Origin of the sequence: Kitasatospora sp. NPDC048298, from assembly GCF_043201465.1 — a bacterium.
GTDB lineage: Bacteria > Actinomycetota > Actinomycetes > Streptomycetales > Streptomycetaceae > Kitasatospora.
Map to the genome: position 1 here is coordinate 1 of NZ_JBICYZ010000113.1, position 21134 is coordinate 21134.

Consider the following 21134-nt stretch of genomic DNA (forward strand, 5'->3'; position numbering starts at 1 on the left):
TTCGCGGCCAGGGCCGCCTCGATCCCCTCCGGTCTCCCCATACCACAGCAACGAGCTACCAAGCCGGAAGCAACGACTTGTTCTCCGGCAAGCCCAAACTGAACGGCGTTGGTACTAGGTGACGCAATGTCAGAAAACGTGGCATCCTTGGTGTATGACGGAACCGTCGGTGGGGAACGTGCTTGACCAGCTGGGCCAGCAGATCGCGGACGGGACGAACGGCCCGGCACTAGAAGCGCTTCGCGAAGCGGTTTATCTTGTTCGGGTTTCGCGGATGACGGTGTCCCCTCCGGAGGCTTACAGCTTCCTCAGGTATGCGATCGACCTTGCTGCGTGGCAGGAAGTGGTGTTCTGGTCCCGTCACGTCATTAATAGCGCATATAGCCCAGAAGCATGGGTCGTTGCGGCATCCGTGCTTCCCGGGGCCCTGAGTCACACAGGTGGCTACGGGGCGGCTCTGGCTGAGATAGACACGATGCCTGATCCGCCGACCGGAGCCGATCCGTTCTTCTACTTCCAGCTCTACCTGAACCAGAGCCACGTGTTAAACCGGGCCAAGCGTTGGTCTGACGCGATCGATCGAATAGCCCGAGCCGAAGCTTATATGTCCGACCATATCGACCTGAATGCTCGATGCACGCTGGTGATAAACAAGGGGGCTATTCTCGATTCTCTTGGCCGTACTGAGGAGGCGATGGAGGCATACGACAGTATCCTGCCCATAGTGCCGTCGGGCCACATGGCTGCAATGCTTCTCACGAACAAGGCCAATCTGCTTCGCGCGCTTGGCCGGCATCAAGAGGCCGATGAAACCTACGAGGCGGCGTACTCGGCGACCAGCGATAGTGATCTGGCTCTGCGCGGGAGCATCCTGAGCAACGCCGCGAAGTTGCTCCTGGAAACCGGCCAAAGAGATCGCGGGATCGACACTCTGAAACGCGCAGCCGAGTTACGAGGCGCGGGTGGGGACATGGTGGGCCAGGCCACGTCGCTGGCCCTCCTGGCCAACGCATACTCAGAGGATGCCGACTTCTACGTTGCGCTGGAGTATGCAGAGCAGGCACTCGCGTTGTATCGAGCCGCAGGACTCGCGGACCAGGGGCAAGGACAGGTTGAGCGCCTTCGCCGCGCTATCGCGAATGCGAAAGCGAGACCGGATCTGGCAGGGCACATCCTCGGCATGCACCTGCTCAATGCCTCATCGTTTAGCGAGCGGGTTGATGACTTGAACCGGGCCACGCCCGAGGTCCTCTTTCACGCCGTGGTGGCAGTGGAGCGCGAGTACCTGCAGACGACCGACAGGTACCGGATGGCCAAGTGCACTGTTACTCGCCAATTTCTTACTCGGGTGCAACAGGTTGGCGCGCAATTGGCAATCGCCGAGAGTGAGCAGGCGCGGGAAACGATGACAGCCTTCATCCGAGCTGTCGCCGCCTTCGCCACGCTGGACAGCTGGATTAAGCGGAAGCGATTCTTCAGCCTTCATCGAGAGCTGTTCGAAGAGGTCTTCGCGCAGGGGGTGCCCGTATTCCGCGACATAGAAGGCATCGAGGAGTCCCGGGCTGCAGCCCAGACACTAGGTGAGCTCACCGCAGCCGTACAGAGGGACGGCCTCGACACGGCATTCGCCCGGCTGCCGGAGTCCGCGCCGGGCGAACTCGTCCAGCGGCTGGTTGAGGTCGGCACGTGGTCCGAGACCCGGGGCTTGATCAAGCACCATGGTGAAGCATATCTGTCGGACGCGACCTTGCGCTACATAGATGACATGACGCAGCGCGTTCTCCCTTTTCAAAGAGCCGACATCGAGCGCCATGCACGGCTGTTGCGCCGCTGCGCGGCCGTGGGTATCGAGGCTGCGTTCGGTGAGGTACTGGGCGAATCGCGTGGAATGGACACCAAGAATCGCGTCTCGGGTGGACCCTTCGAACAACCGGTTCCGGACGCCGGCATCCCGGAGGATCTCGTAGGTTTCGATATCGCTCGGAGGAACGCCAAGCTGCGCGGAGACCTTCCTATATTCGGCAGGTTCAGCCTCCGGCTCGGGCAGCAAATCCTGATACGGGCGACGGACAGCAGGTCCATGCGGAAAGCCCAGGGGGTCCTCCGTGAGGCGCTGGAGGTCCTGTCGCCCGGAGATACAGATTCGTACTACTCGTGCCTGATCAGCCTCGGCGAGGGGCACCGCAGCCTGTATGACGTGGAGGGCGATCCGGAAGACCTTCAAGAGGCTGCCCGGTACTTCATGAAAGTCCTGGAGCAGACCCGCTCGAAAGCCATGCCCTACCGCACCCGACAGGCCTCAGTACGTCTCTACAATGCGCTCAACAGGCTGCGCACCGCGCACGCCGACACTTGGACAGAGGTGGTCCGGAAAGACAGGGAAGCCATGCTCCTCCAGGCATGCCGGCGCATGATGGAGTTGACTGACGAGGACCTGCGGTTGCTCCGGGTCGACGAGGAGTTCTGGTGGCCGTTCGCGGAGGCGGTTCTGATCGAATATGGCCACCATCATTACGGGGCGGCTCTTCTGACGGCAGATCGCGGGCGCGGTAGGCGGTTCTTGACTGAGGTCGGTAGCCGCTGCCCGCTGCCCGACTATGTCCCCGATGATCTTGCCCGGCGGGAGGCGGAGGCGAGAAGCCGGCTCAAAGTGCTCTACGCGGCCGAAGAACTCGACGCGAGGGGGATCTCGGAGGCGGGCGGTGAGTCTGCGGAGTTCAACTGGGCTCTGTCCAGGGCCCAGGCAGATCTGGGCAGAGTCCTCGATGAACTCGCCGTAGACTTCCCCGAGCTGGCGCGGATCCGGGGAGGGGCCGCACTCACGCCCTCCGACCTCAATGAGTTCACCAACGGCCTCGGCTCTGGCACGGTCGTCCTGGCCTGGTACACCACGCCGGAGAGGTGCATCAGCTTCCTGCTGCGTAGCGGGACAAGCGAGATCCTCGCCGCCGACGCGGCCATCGGCTGGAACAGACTCGCATCCTACGTTGAGTTGGCCGCGGCGGACTTGTGGCTCAAACCGGCATCGCCAGAGCAGAGTCTCGCGGCAAGCTGGTCGGGGTTGATGGACGCGCTTGTGCCCCCGGCATGGGCCGACCATCTCGCTCACGCGCGGGAGCTCGTGCTCTTGCCACACGGATTGCTTCACGAGCTGCCTCTCCATGCTCTTCCGCTGGCAGCGGCTGGGGGCCGCACTCTTACCGATATCGGTGTTGTCCGCCATCTGCCGGGATTGACATTCGCCGGCCCCATGCGAAGGCAACAGCGGCTGGCACGAAGTGCGGCTGGAACCGCCTCGTCCGTGTTCGCGTTCTCCCGTGGAAGTGACCCCCACTTCTCAGCTGAGGCGACGACGATTGCCGCCACGCTCGGCACGGGAGCGCATCTGGACGGCGATGCCACGTGCGAACGAGTCATCGACGTCGCCCCCGGCGCGCGGATCCTCCACCTTGCTGCACACGGCTGGTTCGACGCCGACGACCCGCTGGAATCCGGGATACACCTGTTCGACGGAGTGCTCACAGCACGGGACGTCATCGAAAGAATCCGCTTGAACGGGACGACCGTCGTACTGAGCGGCTGCGAAACGAACCGGATCTCCGTGAGCCCGGTCGACGAGAGCGAGGGCTTGGTCCGCGCCTTCCTCATCGCTGGCGCGAGCACTGTCATCGCGAGTCAGTGGGCCGTCGACTCCGCATCCACCCGCACCTTGATGGAGCAAGCGTACCGGCGTTCGGGCGAACGAGGCATGGCGACCGCGCTGCGGGACTCAATGCTGGAGCATCGAACTCAATATCCACACCCTTACTATTGGGCTCCGTTCATCTACTGGGGGGCTGATCCGGCTCATGAGTGAATCCATTTTGTTCGAATCGTGGACGCACGATATGGTCGAGTTGCCGCTGGAACCACTCGAGGCGACCGACCTTCGCGGAAACCCTATTGAACGGCCGCAACCGGGCGCCCTCGCCCCGGTCGTTCACCTGCCCCGGCGTTTTCTCGACTGCTTGAGTTTCGAGACTCTGGAACATCATCCGGCCGTCGATCCGGTTATGCGCGACCGACTGGCCCGAGGAGAGCAGTTCCGGCTGATCCGCCTGCCCTTCTCGTTGCGCCCTCCGGGCGGCGCGATAGTCGAGGAGATCCGCCTCGCTCTCGAGGTCGACAGCCCGCCCTTTGTCCACAGCATCTTCCCGGTTCGCGAGGAGGTCACCGCGCAGACTACCCAGGAACTCTCCTTCAGTCCTAGCCTGACTCTGGGCCCACTCCAGATCGGAGGAGGACGCATTGGTCGGACAGTTGTTCTTGAGCACGCTGCCGCTGTGACCGTCGGGTATTGGGCGGAGAGAGGCGCGGACTGGATTCTGCGCCGACCCGGTCCGCAAGCCCCTGGGCTCGAGGGGACGTGGGAATTCGCTGCAATCCTCCGCTGGCCGAGGGCAGTCGGTCCTGTTCGAGTCGCGGTCAGCGCTTCGGCGGAGGTGAGTACCGCGCGCCTGCGCTGGTGGACAAAGCGAGTCGGGCACGACCTCGGCACGGTCAAGCTCCGCGGCTGCCGTCCCATTGTCTGAGTCATGGCGCACCCCGCGCCGCTGGATCGCAGTCACAGAGAGCCACCGTCGCCGAACAACTTCTCGCAAAGTAACACTCGCAACGGCTCGCAAACTACAAGTCGCAACCCAGGTCAATGAGGTCGGAATCGCAAACTATCCGTTGAGAAGGCGTTGTCTTTCCGAGAGCGATGGGTGCGTTTCTGCTGGTCAGGCATGGTGCAGGCGTCTCGGTGGCAGAGACAGGGTGTCGTGTCGTCTCTGCGGTGGAGGTGCCGGATGCCGTCGGTGATGGGGCTGTTGGAGGAGCGCGAGCGTGCTGCTCGGCAGCGGGTGGAGGTCTTGCATGCCGAACTGCGGGAAGCGGAGGCTGTGTGGGAGCGATTCGTGATCGCCCGTCAGATGGTGGCCGAAGTCTTGGCGGAACCTCGCACGAGCGAGGAGGTGCCGTCGGTCGTGGTGACCGGCGTCGGGCCGGCGCGTGTCGCCTCGATGGTGCCCGGATCGGTGGTGCCCGTCTGGAGGGAAGGCCTCGATCCGAGCTCGCTGGCGCCTGACTACCAGCGGCTCGTGGAGGTCATGGCCGATCGGGGCGGGGAGGTGATGGACTGTCGGCAGCTCGCGGCGGCCTTGGGTTTGGAGGTGGTCGCGGCGAAGGTCGAGGGGGTGCGGTCGAAGGTGAAGCGCTTGGCCGCGCGGGGCTGGCTGGCCGAGAATCGTCCGGGAATGTTCAGTATGGTCGCCGGTGTCGGCGGCTCATGACCATGCTCATCGACCACCGGATCATCGCCTCGGAGGTGTCGGTGCGGGTCTCGTAGTCGCGGGCCAGGCGGCGTGATCGCATCAGCCACGCGAACGTCCTTTCCACCAGCCACCTTTTCGGCAATACCACGAAGCCCGAGGTGTCGTCAGTCCGTTTGACCACGGTCAGAGCGATCCGCAGCACGTCGCGGGCGAGGTCGACCAGGCGCCCGGTGTATCCGCCGTCGGCCCACACCAGCGTGATGCGCCAGTGCCGCATCCGTAGTCGCTCCAGCAGTGTCCGGCCGGCCTCGCGGTCGGTGACACAGGCTGCGGTGACATCACGGCCAGCAGCAGCCCGAGGGTGTCCACGACGATGTGCCTCTTGCGCCCGTTCACCTTCTTCCCGCCATCGAAGCCCCGGCTCGTCGCCGGCACGGACGCTGCCCCCTTCATCGACTGGGAGTCGATGATCCCGGCGGTCGGCTCCTGATCACGGCCCGCGGCCTGACGGACCCGGTCGCGCAGCCGGTCGTGGAACTCGGCGACCAGGCCCGTGTCGCGCCAGCGCCTGAAGAAGGCGTAGACGCGGTCCCACGCGGGAAAGTCCGCTGGCACCGCCCTCCAGGCGATGCCGCCCGCGACCAGGTAGCGCACCGCGTCGACCATCTGCCGGTGGCAATAGCCTTCCGGCCCCCACCGTGTCCCTCCAGCCACCCCGGAATCGGCATCGCGTCGCGGACGACCGCCCATCCCGCGTCGCTCATGTCGGACGGGTACCTCGGCCGCCTGTGCGGCCGGTCACCGGCGTTCCCGAACCGGTGCGAGAGGCAATCACACGATCGTGCAGCCGAGTTGGAATCGGCAGGCGCGAGTGCGTACAACTGCGGCAACAGGGCCTCCTGGCGTGTTCACGGTCTTCGACAGACCCGAGCCGCACCAGGGGCCCTGCCTTCATGCACAGCGCCCGACAAAACCGCCCGACCGAGCTACCGCAATCGAACCCATGTCCACCGCGATCAGCACGACAACGGCTGGCCAGGTCGCCAAGCCGGAGCCACCCCGACCCGGCCGTTGGCCATGTTCGCGGGCTCACTTCCGAATCTTCGACCAGTCACCCCGAGGGCGATAGGAACGGCCGTCCCCGACCTGCTTCATCCCGCCGGGAACGACGTCCCCGTGGTACGGATACTGCTCCGTCACTGCGGCCAGCAGGAACTCCAGGAAGCCGCCCTCGAACAGGTCCCACTCCAGCATCGAGTCGAACTTGGCGGCGATCGGCCACTGGTCCGGGTCCGGGCCCCGCATCAGCCAGAAGAAGTGGTCGGAGTTGTAGTTGTTGCCCCACTTCAGCAGTCCGCCCTCGGCCGGGAACAGCGGATACGGGCACTCGTCGTGATCCCCGCCCTCGTAGGCCTGGGCCAGCATGGCGCAGTATCCGTAGGGTTCCGTCGTGAAGTAGAGGAATCCCTCGAAGCCAACCGGTCCCCCGACGTAGGGACCGAGCGCTGTCGATGGTGTGCAGATGTGCAGCTCGTCGCTGATGCTGACCATCCCGTACCGGTCGGCGAACGCCCGGTAGTCCGCGGGCAGCTGGAAACCGAGCTCCTCGCGCCCGAGTTCCCACGGGACCGGGACCACTCCGCCCGCAGGCGGCGGCCCGATCACCGCGCCGAGCCGCTCCAGCATCTCCTCGATGTCCACGTCCACTCCCGTCAACCGCCCGCTCCCGCCGAGGCTATCCGTTACCGGCGACACCGGAGGCGGGAGGGCAAGGCCCCACGGTGTCCTGACACCCGAGCTGTGCGGGAGGCCCCACTTTCATGCCCATCCGATCAGAGGACCACCCCACTGGGCCGGCGGGCTCGAACGCACGATCACCAAGATCGATTGAGCAACAGCTACTGAAGTCACACCTCCGCCCCCCTTCGGCCTCATGGCGCATGCCCACTGTCCGCGCTTGCACTTATCGCGCGTATGCAACTATTGTCGAGGCATGCAAGGCGCTCGCTCAAGCAACCACAGAAGGGTTGGGCCCATGCCTCTCGCTCTCATCGCCCTGGCCATCGGCGCGTTCGGGATCGGGACGACGGAGTTCGTGATCATGGGCCTGCTGCCCGAGATCGCCGGCGACTACGGCGTCTCCATCCCCGACGCGGGCCTGCTGGTCACCGGCTACGCCCTCGGCGTGGTCCTCGGCGCGCCGCTGATGACCGCCCTCGGCACCCGGATCGGCCGCAAGACCATGCTCATGCTGCTGATGGGCCTGTTCACGGCCGGGAACCTGCTCTCCGCGTTCGCCCCGTCCTTCCCCGTGATGCTGGCCGGGCGCATCGTGACCTCGCTCGCCCACGGCGCCTTCTTCGGCATCGGCTCCGTCGTCGCCGCCGACCTCGTCGCCCCGCAGAAGAAGGCCGGCGCCATCGCCACCATGTTCACCGGGCTGACCGTCGCCAACATCGTCGGCGTGCCGCTGGGCACCTACATCGGCCAGGCCGTCGGCTGGCGCACCACCTTCGGCGTCGTCGCCGCGCTCGGCGTGGTCGGCCTGCTCGGCATCGCCCGGCTGGTGCCCACCCTGCCCCGCCCCGAAGGCGCCCACCTGCGCCGGGAGTTGACCGCCTTCCGCAACCCCCAGGTGCTGCTCGCGATGGCGATGACGGTGCTCGGCTTCGGCGGGGTCTTCGCCGCGATCACCTACATCGCCCCGATGATGACCAACGTCGCCGGCTACTCCGACGGCTCCGTCACCTGGCTGCTGGTGCTGTTCGGCGTCGGCATGTTCCTCGGCAACCTGCTGGGCGGCCGCTACGCCGACCGCAAGCTGATGCCGATGCTCTACACCACCCTCGGCGGACTCGCCGCGGTGCTGGCGCTGTTCACCCTCACCGCCCACAGCAAGGCGCTCGCCGCCGTCACCGTCCTGCTCGTCGGCGCCCTCGGCTTCGCCACCGTCCCCCCGCTCCAGAAGCGGGTCCTGGACCAGGCCCACGGCGCCCCCACCCTGGCCTCCGCCGTCAACATCGGCGCCTTCAACCTCGGCAACGCGCTGGCCGCCTGGCTCGGCGGGGCCGTCATCTCCGCCGGCCTCGGCTACACCGCGCCGAACTGGGTCGGCGCCGCCCTCGCCGCGGCCGCCCTGCTGCTGGCCCTGTGGTCCGCCGCCCTGGAGCGCCGCACCTCCGGCCGGCCGGCCACGGCCGCCGCGCCCGCACCCGTCCCCGCCCACCACTGAGAACCCCCACCGGAGAACCACCATGAGCACCGCCACCGCCGTCGCCCCGCTGACCACCGCCGACGCCGAGACCCTCCTCGTCGCCGCCCGCACCGCCGCCGAGGCCGCGGGCGTGCCGGTCAGCGTCACCGTCCTGGACGCGGGCGGCCACCTGCTCGCCTTCCGCCGCGACGACCGCGCCGTGCTGATCTCCGGCGAGACCAGCACCCGCAAGGCGTACACCGCCCTCCAGCTGAACGCCCCGACCGCCGACCTGGTCGACCTGGTCAAGCCCGACGGGCCGTTCCACTCCCTGCCCACCGCGCTGGACCGCCCGCTGCTGTTCATCGCCGGCGGCATCCCCGTCCACCGCGACGGCCGGCTGGTCGGCGCCCTCGGCGTCGGCGGCGGCGCCCCCGAGCAGGACCACGCCTTCGCCACCACCGCCCTGCGGCAGCTCGGCTGACGCACCGACCGGTCCTGGCGGCCCCGGCCCACCGGCCGGGGCCGCCGGTGTCTTGGGGCCGTGGGCCGCCGGGCCCCGGGACCACCGGACCGAGGGACCGCCGCAGCCGTGGCGCCACCGGGCCAAGAGCCCGCCCGGCACCGGGCCCTGCCCCGGCGGCGGCAGCTCCTAGTACTCCGGGTGGCGCAGGGCGACGGCGGCGCGGACGGTGTCGGCCTGGTGGGCGGCCTGGCGGGCGACGGGCAGCCAGACGGGCTGGAAGCGCTGCTGGTACTGGGCGCACCAGTCCCGTAGGAGGTGGTCGAGGCGGGCGGCCTCGCGGGCGGCGGGGGCGCCGGCCGGCCGGACGGCGCGGCGCAGCAGGGCGGCGGCGCGCACGGGGATGCGGTGGGCCCAGAGGTCGATGCCGGCGAGGCGGGCGCGGGTGAGCGGGGTGCGCATCAGGTCGTGTCCGTGGACGTCGGGGTCCCATTGGTCGGCGAGTTGGTGCAGGGCGGTGAGCGGGGTGCGGGCGGCGCGCAGCAGCGGGGTGTCGGGGTGTCGCAGGTACGGCGTGGCGGCGTCGAGGAGTGCGGTGAGGAGTGTGCCGCGGTGGCGCAGGCGGTCGGCGTGGGTGCGCAGGTGCCGGCGGACGGCGTCGGCGGGGCGGGGGTCGCCGAGGTGGGCGCTGGTGAAGGCGGGGACTTCGACGAGGACGGTCTGGCCGCCGTGGCGCTGGGGGGCGAACCAGGTGCCGGCCTGGCCGCCGCCGGTGTCCTGGTGGGGGGTGAGCATGCCGGTGGCGGTCTCCTGGTGGTCGATGTGGTGGGGGGTCATCAGGTAGACGCCGGGGCCTGATTCGTGCAGGTGGAAGGTGTCGAAGTTGCCGGTCTCGACGGGGATGCCGTGGTGGGCGGCGGAGCGGGCGAAGGGGTGGGCGAGGGGGGCGGGGTCGATGGTGGCCTGGAGGAAGGTGCCGCCGACGTCGGTGCTGTGGAGGGAGAACTGGAGGGTGGGGCGCAGTTCGTCGATGAGGTCGAGGAGGGCGCGGCTCTCGGGGAGGTCGGAGCCGATGGCGGGGGCCCATTCGGGCTGGTCCTCGGCGGCGGGGCGGTAGTAGTGGGCGAAGTAGGCGGGCAGGGTGCGGGCGGTGCGGCTGCCGTCGGCGAGGTGGGCGCCGTCGGGGTCGAGGCAGAGCAGGAAGTGCCAGGCGAGGTCGGGGCGTCGGGTGGTGAGGGCGTGGTGGGCGAGGTCGGTGACGGCGGCGCGGGAGGCGAACTCGTCGGCGTGGGCGCCGGCGACGACGAGGAGGTTGTGGGGGGCGTCGCGGCCGACGGTGAGGAGGGTGAGGGGGCGTCCGGCGCGGGAGGTGCCGATGGTGCGCACCCGGCACAGGTCGGGCCACTGGGCGGCCAACCGGTGGGCGGTGGCGGTGAGTTCGTCGAGGCTGGGGTAGTGGTCGTGGAGTCGGGTGGTCCGGCCGGCGGGTGTCGTCGTGTCGGTCATTCTCGGTGTCCTCCCCTGGTGGTCGTGGCAGTAGTTGTACCTGCTGCGGGAGGGGGCCGGGCCCGCCCGGGCGCGGAGGCTCGGACGGGCCCGGACGGGGCTGGGGGTGTCAGCCGGTGATGGGGCGGGTGTCGAGGCGGATGTGGTCGACGGCCCAGTACCAGTTGTTGCCGGCGTCGTACATGCGGAACTTGAGGGTGACCGTGCGGGCTCCGGCGGGGACGGCGAAGCTGCGGGTGATGCGGGTGTTCTGGGCGTCCTTGCCGGCGTTGTCGTTGCCGGTGGCATCGGAGCTGTAGGCGAGCAGGCGGGTCTCGGTGCCGTTGTCGAAGACGGCGGTGACGGAGGCCTTCTGCGGGGCTTCCTGGCGGTAGTGGGAGTCGAAGGCGAGGTGGAGGGTGTCGGTGCCGGCCGGGATGGTGACGGCGGGCGAGGCGAGGGTGGAGTCGAAGACGCCCTTGCGGGAGGGGGAGCCGGTGTCGTCCCAGTCGTCGGGGTCGGCGACGGCGACGACGCCGAGGGCGCGGGTGAAGTTGCCGCGGTCCTGGGCGCCGAGGGCGGCCCATTCGCGCTTGGTGTGGAAGGTCCAGCCCTGGAGGCGGGCGGTGCCCTGGGGCATGGCGGGGGCGTTGACGACCGTCCAGCCCTTGGGGGCCTGGGCGGTCCAGCCGAGCAGGCCGGATTCGGGCTTGAGGGTGTCGGCGAGGGATTCGAAGTCCTCGTCGAGGAGGTGGCCGGTCATCACCGGGGCGGGGCGGGCGGCGAGTTCGCCGTCGGCGACGGCGTGGCGGCCGTCGGCCTGGGCGCGGGCGGTGACCAGCAGGCGGTGGGTGGCGGTGGCGGGCAGCTGGGCGGGCGGGGTGACCTGCCAGACGGCGGTGGCGGTGGCGCCGGCGGCGAGCTTGTCGGGTGCGGCGGTGACGGGGGTGGCGCTCCAGCCGGGCGGGAGCAGCGGCTGGGCTTCCAGGCGGGTGAGGGCGGTGGTGGCGGTGAGGGTGGCGGTGATCGTGGCGGGGCGTCCGGGCAGCAGGACGGGTTCGTCGATGGTGGTGGAGGCGGCGCCGAGGGCGAGGTCGACGGTGAACGGGTCGGTCAGGCCGAGGGCGGGGTCGGTGACGGTGCGGTCGTCCCAGGGGAAGCGGCCGGCGATGCGGCGGCGGAAGCCGAGGTCGCCCTGGACGCCGACGGCGACGTCGTACCAGCCTTCGGGGCCGACCTTGAGGTTGACGGTGCGGTCGTCGCCGGCCGCGACGCGGACCTCGCGCAGGCCGTCGCCGTAGGCGAGGTCGCCGACGAGGAAGGTCTGGGCGGTGCGCGAGCGGTTGATGACGTCGACTTCGAGCACCTTGCCGTCGCTCTCCTCGGACAGGGAGATCTCGTAGGCGGAGGCGGTGTCGCCGCGCAGGTGCCACAGGGCGCCGTTGGGGCCGTGGACGCGCAGGTCGTAGCCGGCGGGGCCGACCTTCCAGACGTCGGACAGCCGGCTCCTGGCGGCGACGGTGTAGTGCTTGGGGGCTTCGCCGGGGGCGGGGTAGACGGCGAAGACGGCGCCCTGGCGGCCCTGGTTGACGAAGTCGAGGGTCAGTTCGTCGCCCTTGAGGCGGGGCTTGACGAGCAGGTTGTAGGGGGCGGGGCGGGAGGAGCGGGTGCCGCGTTCCTGGCGGGGGAAGGTCTGCGGGCTGGGCACGGTGGGGGCGGGGAGTTTGCCGGTGTCGGTGACCTTCTGGCGGTTGCCGCTGGTGTCGGGCAGTTGCGGCCAGGCGGGGTTGCGGCCGGAGAAGTCGAAGATGCCGGTGAGGTCGCCGCAGACGGCGCGCCGCCAGGCGCTGATGTTGGGTTCCTGGACGCCGAAGCGCTGTTCGAGGAAGCGCAGCACGGAGGTGTGGTCGTAGACGGTGGAGTCGACGACGCCGCCGCGGGTCCAGGGTGAGACGACGACCATGGGCACGCGCACGCCCAGGCCCATCGGGTAGGGGCCGGAGACGAGGGTCTCGCCGGCGGGGAGGGTGTCGGACCAGGTGAGGGTGCCGTCGGCGGCCTTGACCCGGTACCTGCCGTCCTGGCCGACGACCCGGTGGTAGGTGGAGGAGCCCTTGGAGACGCGGACGACGACCTCGCCGTCGACGGGGACGTTGGACTTGCCGCGGCCGTCGGCCAGCGGCGGGACGGGCGGCAGCTGGTGGTCGAAGAAGCCGCCGTGCTCGTCGTAGTTGAGGATGAAGACGGTCTTCTGGAACACCTCGGGCTTGGCGGCGAGCGCGGACAGCAGCCGGGAGGTGAGGTGCTCGCCGTTCGGCGGGGCGTAGTTGGCGTGCTCGGACAGGGCGGCGGGGGCGACGATCCAGGAGACCTGCGGGAGGCGGTCGGCCTGGACGTCGGCGGTGAAGGCCTCGACGAGGGCGTCGCCCATGGCGAACGGGTCGTTCTTCTTGGCGGGGTCGCCGACGGCGCGCATGCCGCGCTCGTAGAGCGGCTCACCGGGCTTGGCCTTGACGAAGGGGGCGAACCAGGCGAGGGCGTTGTCGTCGAAGTTGTCGATGGCCTGGTAGGTCTTCCAGCTGACGCCGGCCTGTTCCAGGCGCTCGGCGTAGGTGGTCCACTCGTACCCGCCGGGAATCTCGGTGTTGTCGGTCACCGGGGTGTCGCGGACGGTGCCGCCGCTGGTGCCGGTCATCAGGTGGTCGCGGTTGGTGTTGGTGTTGCACTGCACGGAGGCGTAGTAGGCGTCGCAGACCGTGAACACCGAGGCGAGGGCGTGGTAGAAGGGCATGTCGGCGGACTCGTAGTAGCCCTGGCCGAGCCAGCCGGAGGAGCGGCGGGTGACGGAGCCGTCGGCGCGGCCGTCGTTCCAGGCGTTCATGGAGTCGCCGTAGCCGAAGGACGGGGCGCCCTGCTGGTAGGCGTTGGTGTGGGCGGCGTTCATCGCGAAGGGCAGCAGGTAGCCCTCCTTGCGGCCGGGGTCGGGCTGGTGGAAGACCGAGCGGCCGTCGACGCCGCGCACGGCGGTGCGGTCGCCGAAGCCGCGGACGCCCGCGAGGGTGCCGAAGTAGTGGTCGAAGGCGCGGTTCTCCTGCATGAACACCACGACGTGCTGGATGTCCGCCAGCCGTCCGGGCCGGGCCGGTGCGGCGAGCGCCTGCTGGACGCTGATCGGGAGGGCGGACAGCACCGCGGCCGCCGCCGCGCCGCCGAGGATGCTGCGGCGCGACAGTTCGGGCTTCGGACTCATGGGGGTGGGGCTCCTTGCTGACGGACCGCGGGTCTTCGGAACGGGGGCTCCGGTACGGGGGCCGGCCGCGCGGTTCGGACCGGACCCGTTATGTGTACGAGACCGAGGTGGACGCAGCCGTGGTGTCCGATGACGGGTCGATGACCGGCAATCGACTCCGAGCTGTACAGACAACTTGACGACAGTTGATCAATCAGTTGATCCGTCAACCAGCCCGGACCGGCCGTCAGGAGCCCCACCGGGCGGCCCGGCACGGCCCGTCCCGGCGCCCCGCGCACTCCCCCGTCACCCGTGTGCCACAGCCGGGGTGTCGGGCCGCGCGGACACGGGCAGACGCGCGGCGTGAACCCCATCGAGCGGGGCCTGCGGGCCGTGGACCGCTTCCAGCAGCGCCACCGGGCCCCCGGCCTGGTGATCGGCGTCGTGCGCAAGTACGGGGACGACCGGGGCGGGCTGCTGTCCGCCCTGATCACCTACTACGGCTTCGTCGCCCTGATCCCGCTGCTGCTCCTGCTCAGCACCGCCCTCGGCTTCGTCCTGCACGGCCACCCCGGGGCGCAGCACGCGGTGCTGGACTCCGCGCTCGCCGACTTCCCGATCATCGGCGACCAGCTGCGCCGCAACGTCCACTCGCTGCAGGGCAGCGGCCTGGCGCTGCTGATCGGCGCGCTCGGACTGCTGTACGGCGCGCTGGGCATCGCGCAGGTGCTGCAGCACGCCATGGCCGAGGTCTGGAACGTGCCGGGGGTGAAGCGGCCCGGCTACTGGCCGCGGCTGGCGCGCAGCATGCTGCTGTTCGCGGTCCTGGGCAGCGGGCTGGTGCTGGGCACGGCCGCCGCCTCGCTGGTCGGCGGCACGCTGGCCGGGCCGGCCGCCCGGGTCGAGGGGCTGGTCGTCTCGGCGCTGGTGAACGCCGCGCTGTGCCTGGCCTGCTTCCGGGTGCTCACCCCGCACGAGGTGCCGCTGCGGTCGCTGTGGCCGGGTTGCGCGCTCGCCGGACCGCTGTTCACCGTCCTGCAGGCGACCGGCTCGCTGCTGGTCGCCCACGAGCTGCGGCACGCGAGCCAGGTCTACGGGTTCTTCGCGACGGTGATCGGGCTGCTGTTCTGGCTCTACCTGGCCGCGCAGGTCACCGTGTACGCGGCCGAGGTCAACGTGGTGCTGGTGCGGCGGCTGTGGCCGCGCAGCCTGTTGCAGCCGCCGCTGACGGAGGCCGACGTGGCGGTGCTGTCCTCGGTCGCCCGGCAGGAGGAGCGCCGGCCCGAGCAGCGGGTCGACGTGTTCTTCCACGACGAGCCGTCACCGCCCGAGGAGCCGGAGGAGCGCGGGGAGCCGGAGGGGGACGGCGGGGAGGACGGGAAGGGCGGGGAGGACGGGGACGGCGGGAAGGACCGCGGCGGCCGGCCCGCCTGAGGGGCGAGCGCGGTTTCAGCCGCGGGCCAGCCGGTGGGCGTCGAACTCGGCCCAGATCGCCTTGCCCTGGCCGTGCGGCTCGGCGCCCCAGCGGTCGGCGGTGCGTTCCACGATGAACAGGCCGTGGCCGCCGGGCAGGGCCGGCTCGTGCGGCAGGCGCAGCGCGGGCATGGCCGGGCTACGGTCGCTGACCTCCACCCGCAGGCGCTGCCCGGTGGCGTCAAGGACCAGCTCCAGCGGGCCGCCGCCGTGCAGCATGGCGTTGGCCACCAGCTCGGCGACCAGCAGCACGACGTCCGCGCCGACGCCCTCGTGGGCGCCGGGCGCACCGGTGGGGGCGTACCAGTCGCCGACGGCCTCGGTGGTGAAGGCGCGGGCCCGGGCGACGGGCTTGGGGAGCCCGGCCAGGGGCAGCCGTCTGCGCTGGCCGCCGGGCGGCAGCGCCGGGCCGCACCGGTGCGCTTCGCCGTCCAGGGTTCCCCGGCTCATCGTCATGTGAGGGCGCCCTTTCGGATCGACGGCGGTTCGCATGGTCGGTTTCCCGGCGCTTTCGGGATTATGCCTGCGCCGGACACGCGGCCGCCGCGGCGCGGCACGCCGGGACGCCGCGTCCCGCGAAACGTGGACCGGCTCAGGCCGCCAGGGCCTCCTCGGCGGAGGCGTGGATGGAGAACACCGCGCGGGTGCCGGTCAGTTCGAGGACCCGCATGACGGTGGGCGGCACCGCGGCCAGGTGCAGGTCCACGCCCTCCTCCCCCGCCGCGAGGCGGGTCTTGAGCAGGAGGTTCAGGCCGGAGGAGTCGCAGAAGCCGACCTCGGCGAGGTCGATCACCACGGCGCCGGGCCGCTGCGCGACCAGGGCGGTGAGGGTGTCGGCGGCGGGGGCGAGCGTCTCGATGTCGAGGTCGCCGGCCAGGACGCAGACCACCGCGCCGGAGGCCACGGGGCGGGTGCGTACCGCCAGTTCGGCACGGTACGGGGAGGCCGCCGGCGCGTGGTCCCGCCGGTCGTCGTCGGATGGCATCATCGTCGTCCCCTCCATGTCCGTGCCCTCCGACCTTACGTAGGCGGCGTCCCGCGGCCAAGCGGGGGGTCGGTGCGCCGGCTCAGTCCTCCTCCAGCCCTTCGCGCAGGCGCCGCAGGGTGCGGGCGAGGAGGCGGGAGACGTGCATCTGGGACAGCCCCAGGCGGGCGCCGATCTGCGACTGCGTCAGGTCCTCGCAGAAGCGCATCGACAGGATCAGCCGCTCGCGTTCCGACAGGGCGCCGACCAGCGGCTTGAGCGCGACGAGGTCCTCGACCCGGGAGAGGTCCGGGTCCTCCTCGCCGATGCGCTCGACCAGGCTGCCGGGGCGGTCGTCGTCCTCGGTGCCGGTGTCCAGGGAGCCCGCGGTGTGCCCGTTCGCGGCGGTCAGGCCCTCGATCACCTCGTCCTCGGCGAGTTGGAGGTGGGCGGCGAGTTCGGCCACCGTGGGGGCCCGGTCCAGCTCCTGCGCCAGGTGCTCCTGGGCCTTGGCCAGGACGATCCGCAGCTCCTGGAGGCGGCGGGGCACGTGGACGGCCCAGGTGGTGTCGCGGAAGTGCCGGCGGATCTCGCCGAGCACGGTGGGCAGGGCGAAGGTGGTGAACTCGACGCCGAGTTCGGCGTCGAAGCGGTCGATGGCCTTGATCAGGCCGACGGCGCCGACCTGCAGCAGGTCCTCCTGCGGCTCGCGGTGGGCGTTGAAGCGGCGGATCGCGAACCGGACCAGGGACAGGTTCATCTCCACCAGGGTGGACCGCACGTACGAGTACTCCCGGGTGCCCTCCTCCAGGACGGCGAGGCGGCGCAGCAGCACCCGGGTGAGTTCGCGGGCGTCGGCCGGCGGGACCTCCCGCGGGTCCCCGGCGGCGGCGAGCTCGGGTGGCAGCAGGTCGCGCAGCGCCGGCGCGGCGGGGGCGGCCGTGCGGGAGGGGTCCTTCGTCGGCGAAGCGGCGGAGGCGGTCAGTTCACCAGTGGTCGTGACCATCGGAGTCCTTCCTCGTGTCGGCACGGTCGAACGCCCCGGATACCCCGCCTCGGCCGATCGATGCAGTGGCGGCACGTGGAGGTTTCGTGAATCCCGGCCGGGCGTCCGGGCCGCGGCCGGGTCGAGGGGGAGGCACCGCCACGAAGAGGCCCCGACTCCTAAGGGGCGGTGGGGTGGTGGAGCCGGCGGGCGGCGGTGCGGATGGCGAGGGTGTACGGGGCGTCGAGGGCGCGGGTGGGGGCGTCGAGGTCGTCGAAGGGCACCAGGGCCCGGTGGGTGTCGTCGGTGGTCTGGGTCCAGGCCGTCCAGGCGTTGTGGACGTCCTCGTCGGTGACCTGCTCGCCCTTGGCCTGGAGCAGCACGGCGTAGATGCGGAAGAGGTCGTCGGAGCCCGCGGGAGGTCTGGCCTCGGTGGGCAGGCAGGAGCGGATCAGGTCGGCGATGGGGTCGAGGTGGCTCATACGGCCAGTGTGCCGGTGGCGAGCGTGCCGGTGAGCAGGATCAGGTGGGCCAGGGCGAATATCACGGGCACGAGCCGTTCGGTGGTGCCGAGTTCGGTGTAGTGCCGGTGGCGGCGGCCGGTCGCGGCGCTGTTCCGAAGGACGTCCCACTCCTCGGTGTAGATCCGCGCGGGCAGCTTCTCCTCCAGGCTGTTGATGACCCGGAACTTGGCGCCGTTGAGGTCCCGGTAGCTGCGCAGTTGCATCCACCAGGCGCCGGAGAGGGTGATGCCGGCCAGTGCGACGGCCGTCGCCACCCACCACGGGGACTCCGACAGCTTCGGTATGCCGAAGCCGATCAGGGTGACCAGCGCGGTCTGCACGGACAGGAAGAAGGTGTTGGCGCTGCCCCGGCGGGCGGAGATCCGGTCGGCCATCTCCACGGCGAGCAGGTACAGTTCCAGCGTTTCGGACCGGCCGTTCGGCTCCTGCGGCTTGGTCATCGCGCGGCCCCCTCGGGCGGGTGGTGTGCCGGCTTCGCCCGCTGCCCGGGCTCGGCCCGATGTGTCCATCCTTCCCTGCGGGTCGGCCCGTCAGTGCTGCGCGCCGACGGCGGCGGCCACCGTGGCCGGGGTGGCCGCGGCGGCGGTGCCGGTCGGCAGGGCGCGCAGGGCCGCCTCGGCCTGCGCCTCGCCCTCCCCGTACTGGTGGGCGCGGGCCTCGCGCAGCGCGGCGCCGAGGTGGAGGGCGGCCTGTTCCGGGCGGCCGGTGGCGGCCAGGGCGCGGCCGTAGAGGGTCTGCAGGACCACCCGGCGGGTGACCGGGAAGGGCGGTTCGGCGACGGCCAGGCCGCGGGCGGCGTGGTGGGCGGCCTCCTCGGCGGCCCCGCCGGCCAGGCACTCGTGGGCGAGGTGCTGGCGGGCGAGGGCCACCAGGTCGGCGCGGTCGGCCCGTTCGGCCAGGGACAGGGCCTTCAGCAGCAGGCCGCCCACCCGGGCCCGGCCGGCCCGGTCGCCGTGGCGGGCGAGGGCGACGGCGAGGTTGACCAGGGCGACGGCCCTGGCGGTGCCGTCGCCGGCCCGGTCGGCGAGGTCGGGGGCGCGTTCCAGGTGGACGAGGGCCTCCCCGGGGCGGCCCTCCTCCAGCAGCACCCAGCCCAGCAGGGCCCGGGCGCGGGACTGGGCGCCGGGGTCGCGGTCGGCCTCGGCGGCGGCCAGGCCGTGTTCGAGCAACGGCACCCAGCCGTCCCGGACCTGCCAGACGATCAGCGGCCACTGGAGCAGCACCAGGCGCCAGGCCCGGTCGTGCAGTCCGGCGGCGACCGCCGCCTCGACCGCCCCGCGCAGGGTGTCGCGTTCGGCGGCGTACCAGGCGAGCGCGCTCGCCCGGTCGGGGAAGGGGCGGACCTCGGCGGGGCGGCGGGTGCCGGGCGGCAGGGTGCAGCACGGCTCGCTGCCGGGTTCGGCGGCGGCGCAGGCGGTGAGCAGGGTGTTGAGCAGGTGGTCGAGCAGGCGGGGCAGCACCTGGGCGTCGGTGTCGCCGGGCAGGCTGCGGGCGTAGAGGCGGACGAGGTCGTGCAGGGTGTAGGCGTCCCGGCCGATCTGGACGATCAGGTGGGCGGTGGCCAGTTGGGCCAGGGCGTCGGCGGCCTCCTCGGGGCGGCAGCCGGCCAGGGCGGCGGCGGTGCGGCTGTCGAGGGTGGTGCCGGTGTGGGCGCCCAGGCGGCGGAACGTCCGGCGGGCGGGGTCGCTCAGGTGCTGGACGGTCAGGGCCAGGGCGGCGGCGACGCTGGTGTCCTCGACGTCCAGGAGGTCCAGGCGGTCCTGCTCGTCGGCGAGTTCGTCGGCGAGGGCGGCGAGTGTGCGGGCCGGGCCGGTGGCGAGGCGGGCGGCGGCCAGCCGCAGGGCCAGCGGCAGGCCGTCGCACAGGCCGGCCAGCCGGGCGGCGGCCTCGGGCTCGGCGGCGACCGGGTCGGGGCCGAGGGTGGCGGCGAGCAGGGAGACGGCCTGCGGGGAGGACAGTTCGGCCAGCGGCACCGGGCGGGCGGCGTCGGAGGCGACCAGGCCGCCGAGCCGGTCGCGGCTGGTGACCAGGGTGACGCAGTCGTCGCCGTCGGGCAGCAGCGGGCGGACCTGCTCGGAGCGGCGGGCGTTGTCCAGGACGATGAGCATCCGGCGGGTGGCCGTCAGCTCCCGGTAGCGGGCGGCCATCGCCTCGGGGGTGGCGGGCATCCGCTCGGCGGGCAGGCCGAGGGCGAGCAGCAGTTCGCGCAGCACGGCGGCGGTGTCGCGTTCCGGCAGCGTGCTGTGGCCGCACAGGTCGACGAAGAGCCGGCCGTCGGGGAAGTCGCGGTGGCGGTGGTGCGCCCAGGACAGGGCGAGGGCGGTCTTGCCGACGCCGGCGCCGCCGGTGAGCACGGCGACGGCGCCGGGGGCGGCGGTGGCCCGGTCGACGGCGGCCAGTTCGTCCTCCCGGCCGGCGAAGCCGCGCGGGCGGCGAGGGAAGGGCCAGGGCGCGGGGGCGGGCGTGGGCTCGGGGACGGGGATGAGGACGGGGACCGGGACCTGGACGGGGGCGGGGGCGGCTTCGGGGGCGGGGGCCGGGTCGGGGGCCGGTACGGGCGGGCTCGGCGGGGCGTCGGTGCGCAGCAGCCGGTCGTAGGCGTCGGTGAGTGCGGGCCCGGGGTCCATGCCGAGTTCCTCGGCCAGGGCGCGGCGGGTGCGGTGGAACCAGTCCTGGGCCTCCGAGCGGCGCCCCGCGCGGCCGAGGGCGTGCATGAGTTCGGCGACCAGCGGTTCGCGCAGCGGGTTGGCGGTGGCCTCGGTGCGCAGCAGGTGCGCGGCGGCGCCGTGGTCGCCGAGCCGGCCGTGGGCGCGGGCCAGTTCCTCGACGGCGGCCAGCCGCAGGTCCTCCAGGGCCTGGGCGGCGGCCTGCAGTGGCAGGCCGGGGGTGGTGCCGGTGAGGGCGGGGCCCCGCCACAGGGCGAGTGCCTCGCGCAGGGCGGCGGCGGCGAGGGCGGCGTCGTCGTCCAGGGTGCGGGCGCGGGCCACCAGCTGTTCGAACCGTACGGTGTCCACCGCGTGGTCGGGTGTCCGTAGCAGGTAGGCGCCGTTGTCGGTGACGAGTTCGATGCCGGCGGCGGGGGCGTCGTGGGCGGTGAGCAGGGCGCGCAGTCCGGAGACGTGGTTGTGGATGACGGTGCGCGAGTGCCGGGGCGGCGCCTCGTCCGCCCAGAGGGCCTCGGTGAGCCGTTCGACGGTGACCGGTGCTCCGGGGTTCAGCAGCAGCATGGCCAGCAGGCTGCGGCGTTTGGCCGATCCGGCCGGAAGCTCCCGGCCGTCCTCGGCCACCACGGCCACCGAGCCCAGCAGTCGGAACTCCACGCACCACTCCTTAGATGTATATGACAATCATATGACGGCAGGCGATCTGTCGATCGCGGAGCGTTGTCTCCCCTGGTCCACGGGCGGCGGGGGCCCGGGCCGGGCCCCCCCCCCCCGCGGACTAACAGGGGTAGGCGGCGTGCAAGGGCGGCTGCGCGGAGGTGTACTTTAGCGGGTCGGGGTGGGTGAAACCCGTGGGGGGGC

Annotated in this window: 15 protein-coding genes and 1 pseudogene; 5 read left to right on the forward strand and 11 right to left on the reverse strand. The window is 71.4% G+C overall.

What is annotated here, in order from left to right:
* Nucleotides 1–154: 154 nt before the first annotated feature.
* Nucleotides 155–3856 carry a CHAT domain-containing protein gene (locus tag ACGF0D_RS42215; protein WP_392925606.1) on the forward strand — a complete coding sequence of 1234 codons (3702 nt, stop codon included), beginning with the start codon at nt 155–157 and terminating at the stop codon, nt 3854–3856.
* Here the strand turns inward: ACGF0D_RS42215 and ACGF0D_RS42220 are convergent.
* On the reverse strand, nt 3822–4313 hold the full coding sequence (locus ACGF0D_RS42220; RefSeq protein WP_392925608.1) for a hypothetical protein: 492 nt from the start codon (nt 4311–4313) through the stop codon (nt 3822–3824). The genes ACGF0D_RS42215 and ACGF0D_RS42220 overlap by 35 nt on opposite strands.
* 516 nt (nt 4314–4829) lie before the next feature.
* Between ACGF0D_RS42220 and ACGF0D_RS42225 the strand changes: the two genes are divergently transcribed.
* Nucleotides 4830–5312, forward strand: a complete 483-nt coding sequence (locus ACGF0D_RS42225) for a hypothetical protein (RefSeq protein ID WP_392925610.1) — start codon at nt 4830–4832, stop codon at nt 5310–5312.
* Here the strand turns inward: ACGF0D_RS42225 and ACGF0D_RS42230 are convergent.
* Together ACGF0D_RS42230 and ACGF0D_RS42235 are read right to left on the reverse strand one after the other, a co-directional pair.
* Nucleotides 5281–6058: pseudogene (locus ACGF0D_RS42230) on the reverse strand (IS5 family transposase). The gene ACGF0D_RS42225 and the pseudogene ACGF0D_RS42230 sit on opposite strands and share 32 nt — an antisense overlap.
* Before the next feature lie 325 nt (nt 6059–6383).
* Nucleotides 6384–7010: a hypothetical protein gene (locus tag ACGF0D_RS42235; RefSeq protein ID WP_392925612.1), complete on the reverse strand. Its 627-nt coding sequence runs from the start codon at nt 7008–7010 to the stop codon at nt 6384–6386.
* A 319-nt stretch (nt 7011–7329) separates the two neighbouring features.
* Between ACGF0D_RS42235 and ACGF0D_RS42240 the strand changes: the two genes are divergently transcribed.
* Nucleotides 7330–8526, forward strand: coding sequence for an MFS transporter (locus ACGF0D_RS42240; protein WP_392883385.1), 1197 nt, complete (start codon nt 7330–7332; stop codon nt 8524–8526).
* A gap of 22 nt (nt 8527–8548) precedes the next feature.
* Nucleotides 8549–8971 carry a heme-binding protein gene (locus tag ACGF0D_RS42245; RefSeq protein WP_392925614.1) on the forward strand — a complete coding sequence of 141 codons (423 nt, stop codon included), beginning with the start codon at nt 8549–8551 and terminating at the stop codon, nt 8969–8971.
* A 168-nt stretch (nt 8972–9139) separates the two neighbouring features.
* On the opposite strand, the gene ACGF0D_RS42250 is transcribed toward ACGF0D_RS42245, so the two are convergent.
* Nucleotides 9140–10456: a M14 family zinc carboxypeptidase gene (locus tag ACGF0D_RS42250; protein ID WP_392925616.1), complete on the reverse strand. Its 1317-nt coding sequence runs from the start codon at nt 10454–10456 to the stop codon at nt 9140–9142.
* A 109-nt stretch (nt 10457–10565) separates the two neighbouring features.
* Complete coding sequence (locus ACGF0D_RS42255) at nt 10566–13685, reverse strand: phosphocholine-specific phospholipase C (RefSeq protein WP_392925618.1); 3120 nt, start codon at nt 13683–13685, stop codon at nt 10566–10568.
* A gap of 342 nt (nt 13686–14027) precedes the next feature.
* Here ACGF0D_RS42255 and ACGF0D_RS42260 point away from each other — a divergent pair, with 342 nt between their 5' ends.
* Nucleotides 14028–15098 carry a YihY/virulence factor BrkB family protein gene (locus ACGF0D_RS42260; protein ID WP_392925620.1) on the forward strand — a complete coding sequence of 357 codons (1071 nt, stop codon included), beginning with the start codon at nt 14028–14030 and terminating at the stop codon, nt 15096–15098.
* 15 nt (nt 15099–15113) lie between these two features.
* Here ACGF0D_RS42260 and ACGF0D_RS42265 read toward each other — a convergent pair whose 3' ends face one another.
* The 6 genes from ACGF0D_RS42265 to ACGF0D_RS42290 form a co-directional block, all read right to left on the reverse strand.
* On the reverse strand, nt 15114–15593 hold the full coding sequence (locus ACGF0D_RS42265; RefSeq protein WP_392925622.1) for an ATP-binding protein: 480 nt from the start codon (nt 15591–15593) through the stop codon (nt 15114–15116).
* 136 nt (nt 15594–15729) lie between these two features.
* On the reverse strand, nt 15730–16125 hold the full coding sequence (locus ACGF0D_RS42270; protein WP_392883393.1) for an STAS domain-containing protein: 396 nt from the start codon (nt 16123–16125) through the stop codon (nt 15730–15732).
* A 79-nt stretch (nt 16126–16204) separates the two neighbouring features.
* Nucleotides 16205–17107 (reverse strand): SigB/SigF/SigG family RNA polymerase sigma factor, encoded by a 903-nt coding sequence (locus tag ACGF0D_RS42275; RefSeq protein WP_392925624.1) that lies wholly within the window; start codon nt 17105–17107, stop codon nt 16205–16207.
* 158 nt (nt 17108–17265) lie between these two features.
* Nucleotides 17266–17568: a hypothetical protein gene (locus ACGF0D_RS42280; RefSeq protein WP_392883396.1), complete on the reverse strand. Its 303-nt coding sequence runs from the start codon at nt 17566–17568 to the stop codon at nt 17266–17268.
* Nucleotides 17565–18050, reverse strand: a complete 486-nt coding sequence (locus ACGF0D_RS42285; RefSeq protein ID WP_392883398.1) for a hypothetical protein — start codon at nt 18048–18050, stop codon at nt 17565–17567. The genes ACGF0D_RS42280 and ACGF0D_RS42285 overlap by 4 nt, the downstream gene beginning before the upstream one ends.
* 90 nt (nt 18051–18140) lie before the next feature.
* Nucleotides 18141–20930, reverse strand: a complete 2790-nt coding sequence (locus ACGF0D_RS42290) for a BTAD domain-containing putative transcriptional regulator (protein ID WP_392925626.1) — start codon at nt 20928–20930, stop codon at nt 18141–18143.
* Between the last annotated feature and the right edge of the window lie 204 nt (nt 20931–21134).

Bases quoted from the DNA above. Each gene is read 5' to 3' on its own strand.
- ACGF0D_RS42215 (WP_392925606.1), top strand. From the start codon at position 155: ATGACGGAACCGTCGGTGGGGAACGTGCTTGACCAGCTGGGCCAGCAG.
- ACGF0D_RS42225 (WP_392925610.1), top strand. From the start codon at position 4,830: ATGCCGTCGGTGATGGGGCTGTTGGAGGAGCGCGAGCGTGCTGCTCGG.
- ACGF0D_RS42240 (WP_392883385.1), top strand. From the start codon at position 7,330: ATGCCTCTCGCTCTCATCGCCCTGGCCATCGGCGCGTTCGGGATCGGG.
- ACGF0D_RS42245 (WP_392925614.1), top strand. From the start codon at position 8,549: ATGAGCACCGCCACCGCCGTCGCCCCGCTGACCACCGCCGACGCCGAG.
- ACGF0D_RS42250 (WP_392925616.1), bottom strand. From the start codon at position 10,456: ATGACCGACACGACGACACCCGCCGGCCGGACCACCCGACTCCACGAC.
- ACGF0D_RS42255 (WP_392925618.1), bottom strand. From the start codon at position 13,685: ATGAGTCCGAAGCCCGAACTGTCGCGCCGCAGCATCCTCGGCGGCGCG.
- ACGF0D_RS42265 (WP_392925622.1), bottom strand. From the start codon at position 15,593: ATGACGATGAGCCGGGGAACCCTGGACGGCGAAGCGCACCGGTGCGGC.
- ACGF0D_RS42270 (WP_392883393.1), bottom strand. From the start codon at position 16,125: ATGATGCCATCCGACGACGACCGGCGGGACCACGCGCCGGCGGCCTCC.
- ACGF0D_RS42275 (WP_392925624.1), bottom strand. From the start codon at position 17,107: ATGGTCACGACCACTGGTGAACTGACCGCCTCCGCCGCTTCGCCGACG.
- ACGF0D_RS42280 (WP_392883396.1), bottom strand. From the start codon at position 17,568: ATGAGCCACCTCGACCCCATCGCCGACCTGATCCGCTCCTGCCTGCCC.
- ACGF0D_RS42285 (WP_392883398.1), bottom strand. From the start codon at position 18,050: ATGACCAAGCCGCAGGAGCCGAACGGCCGGTCCGAAACGCTGGAACTG.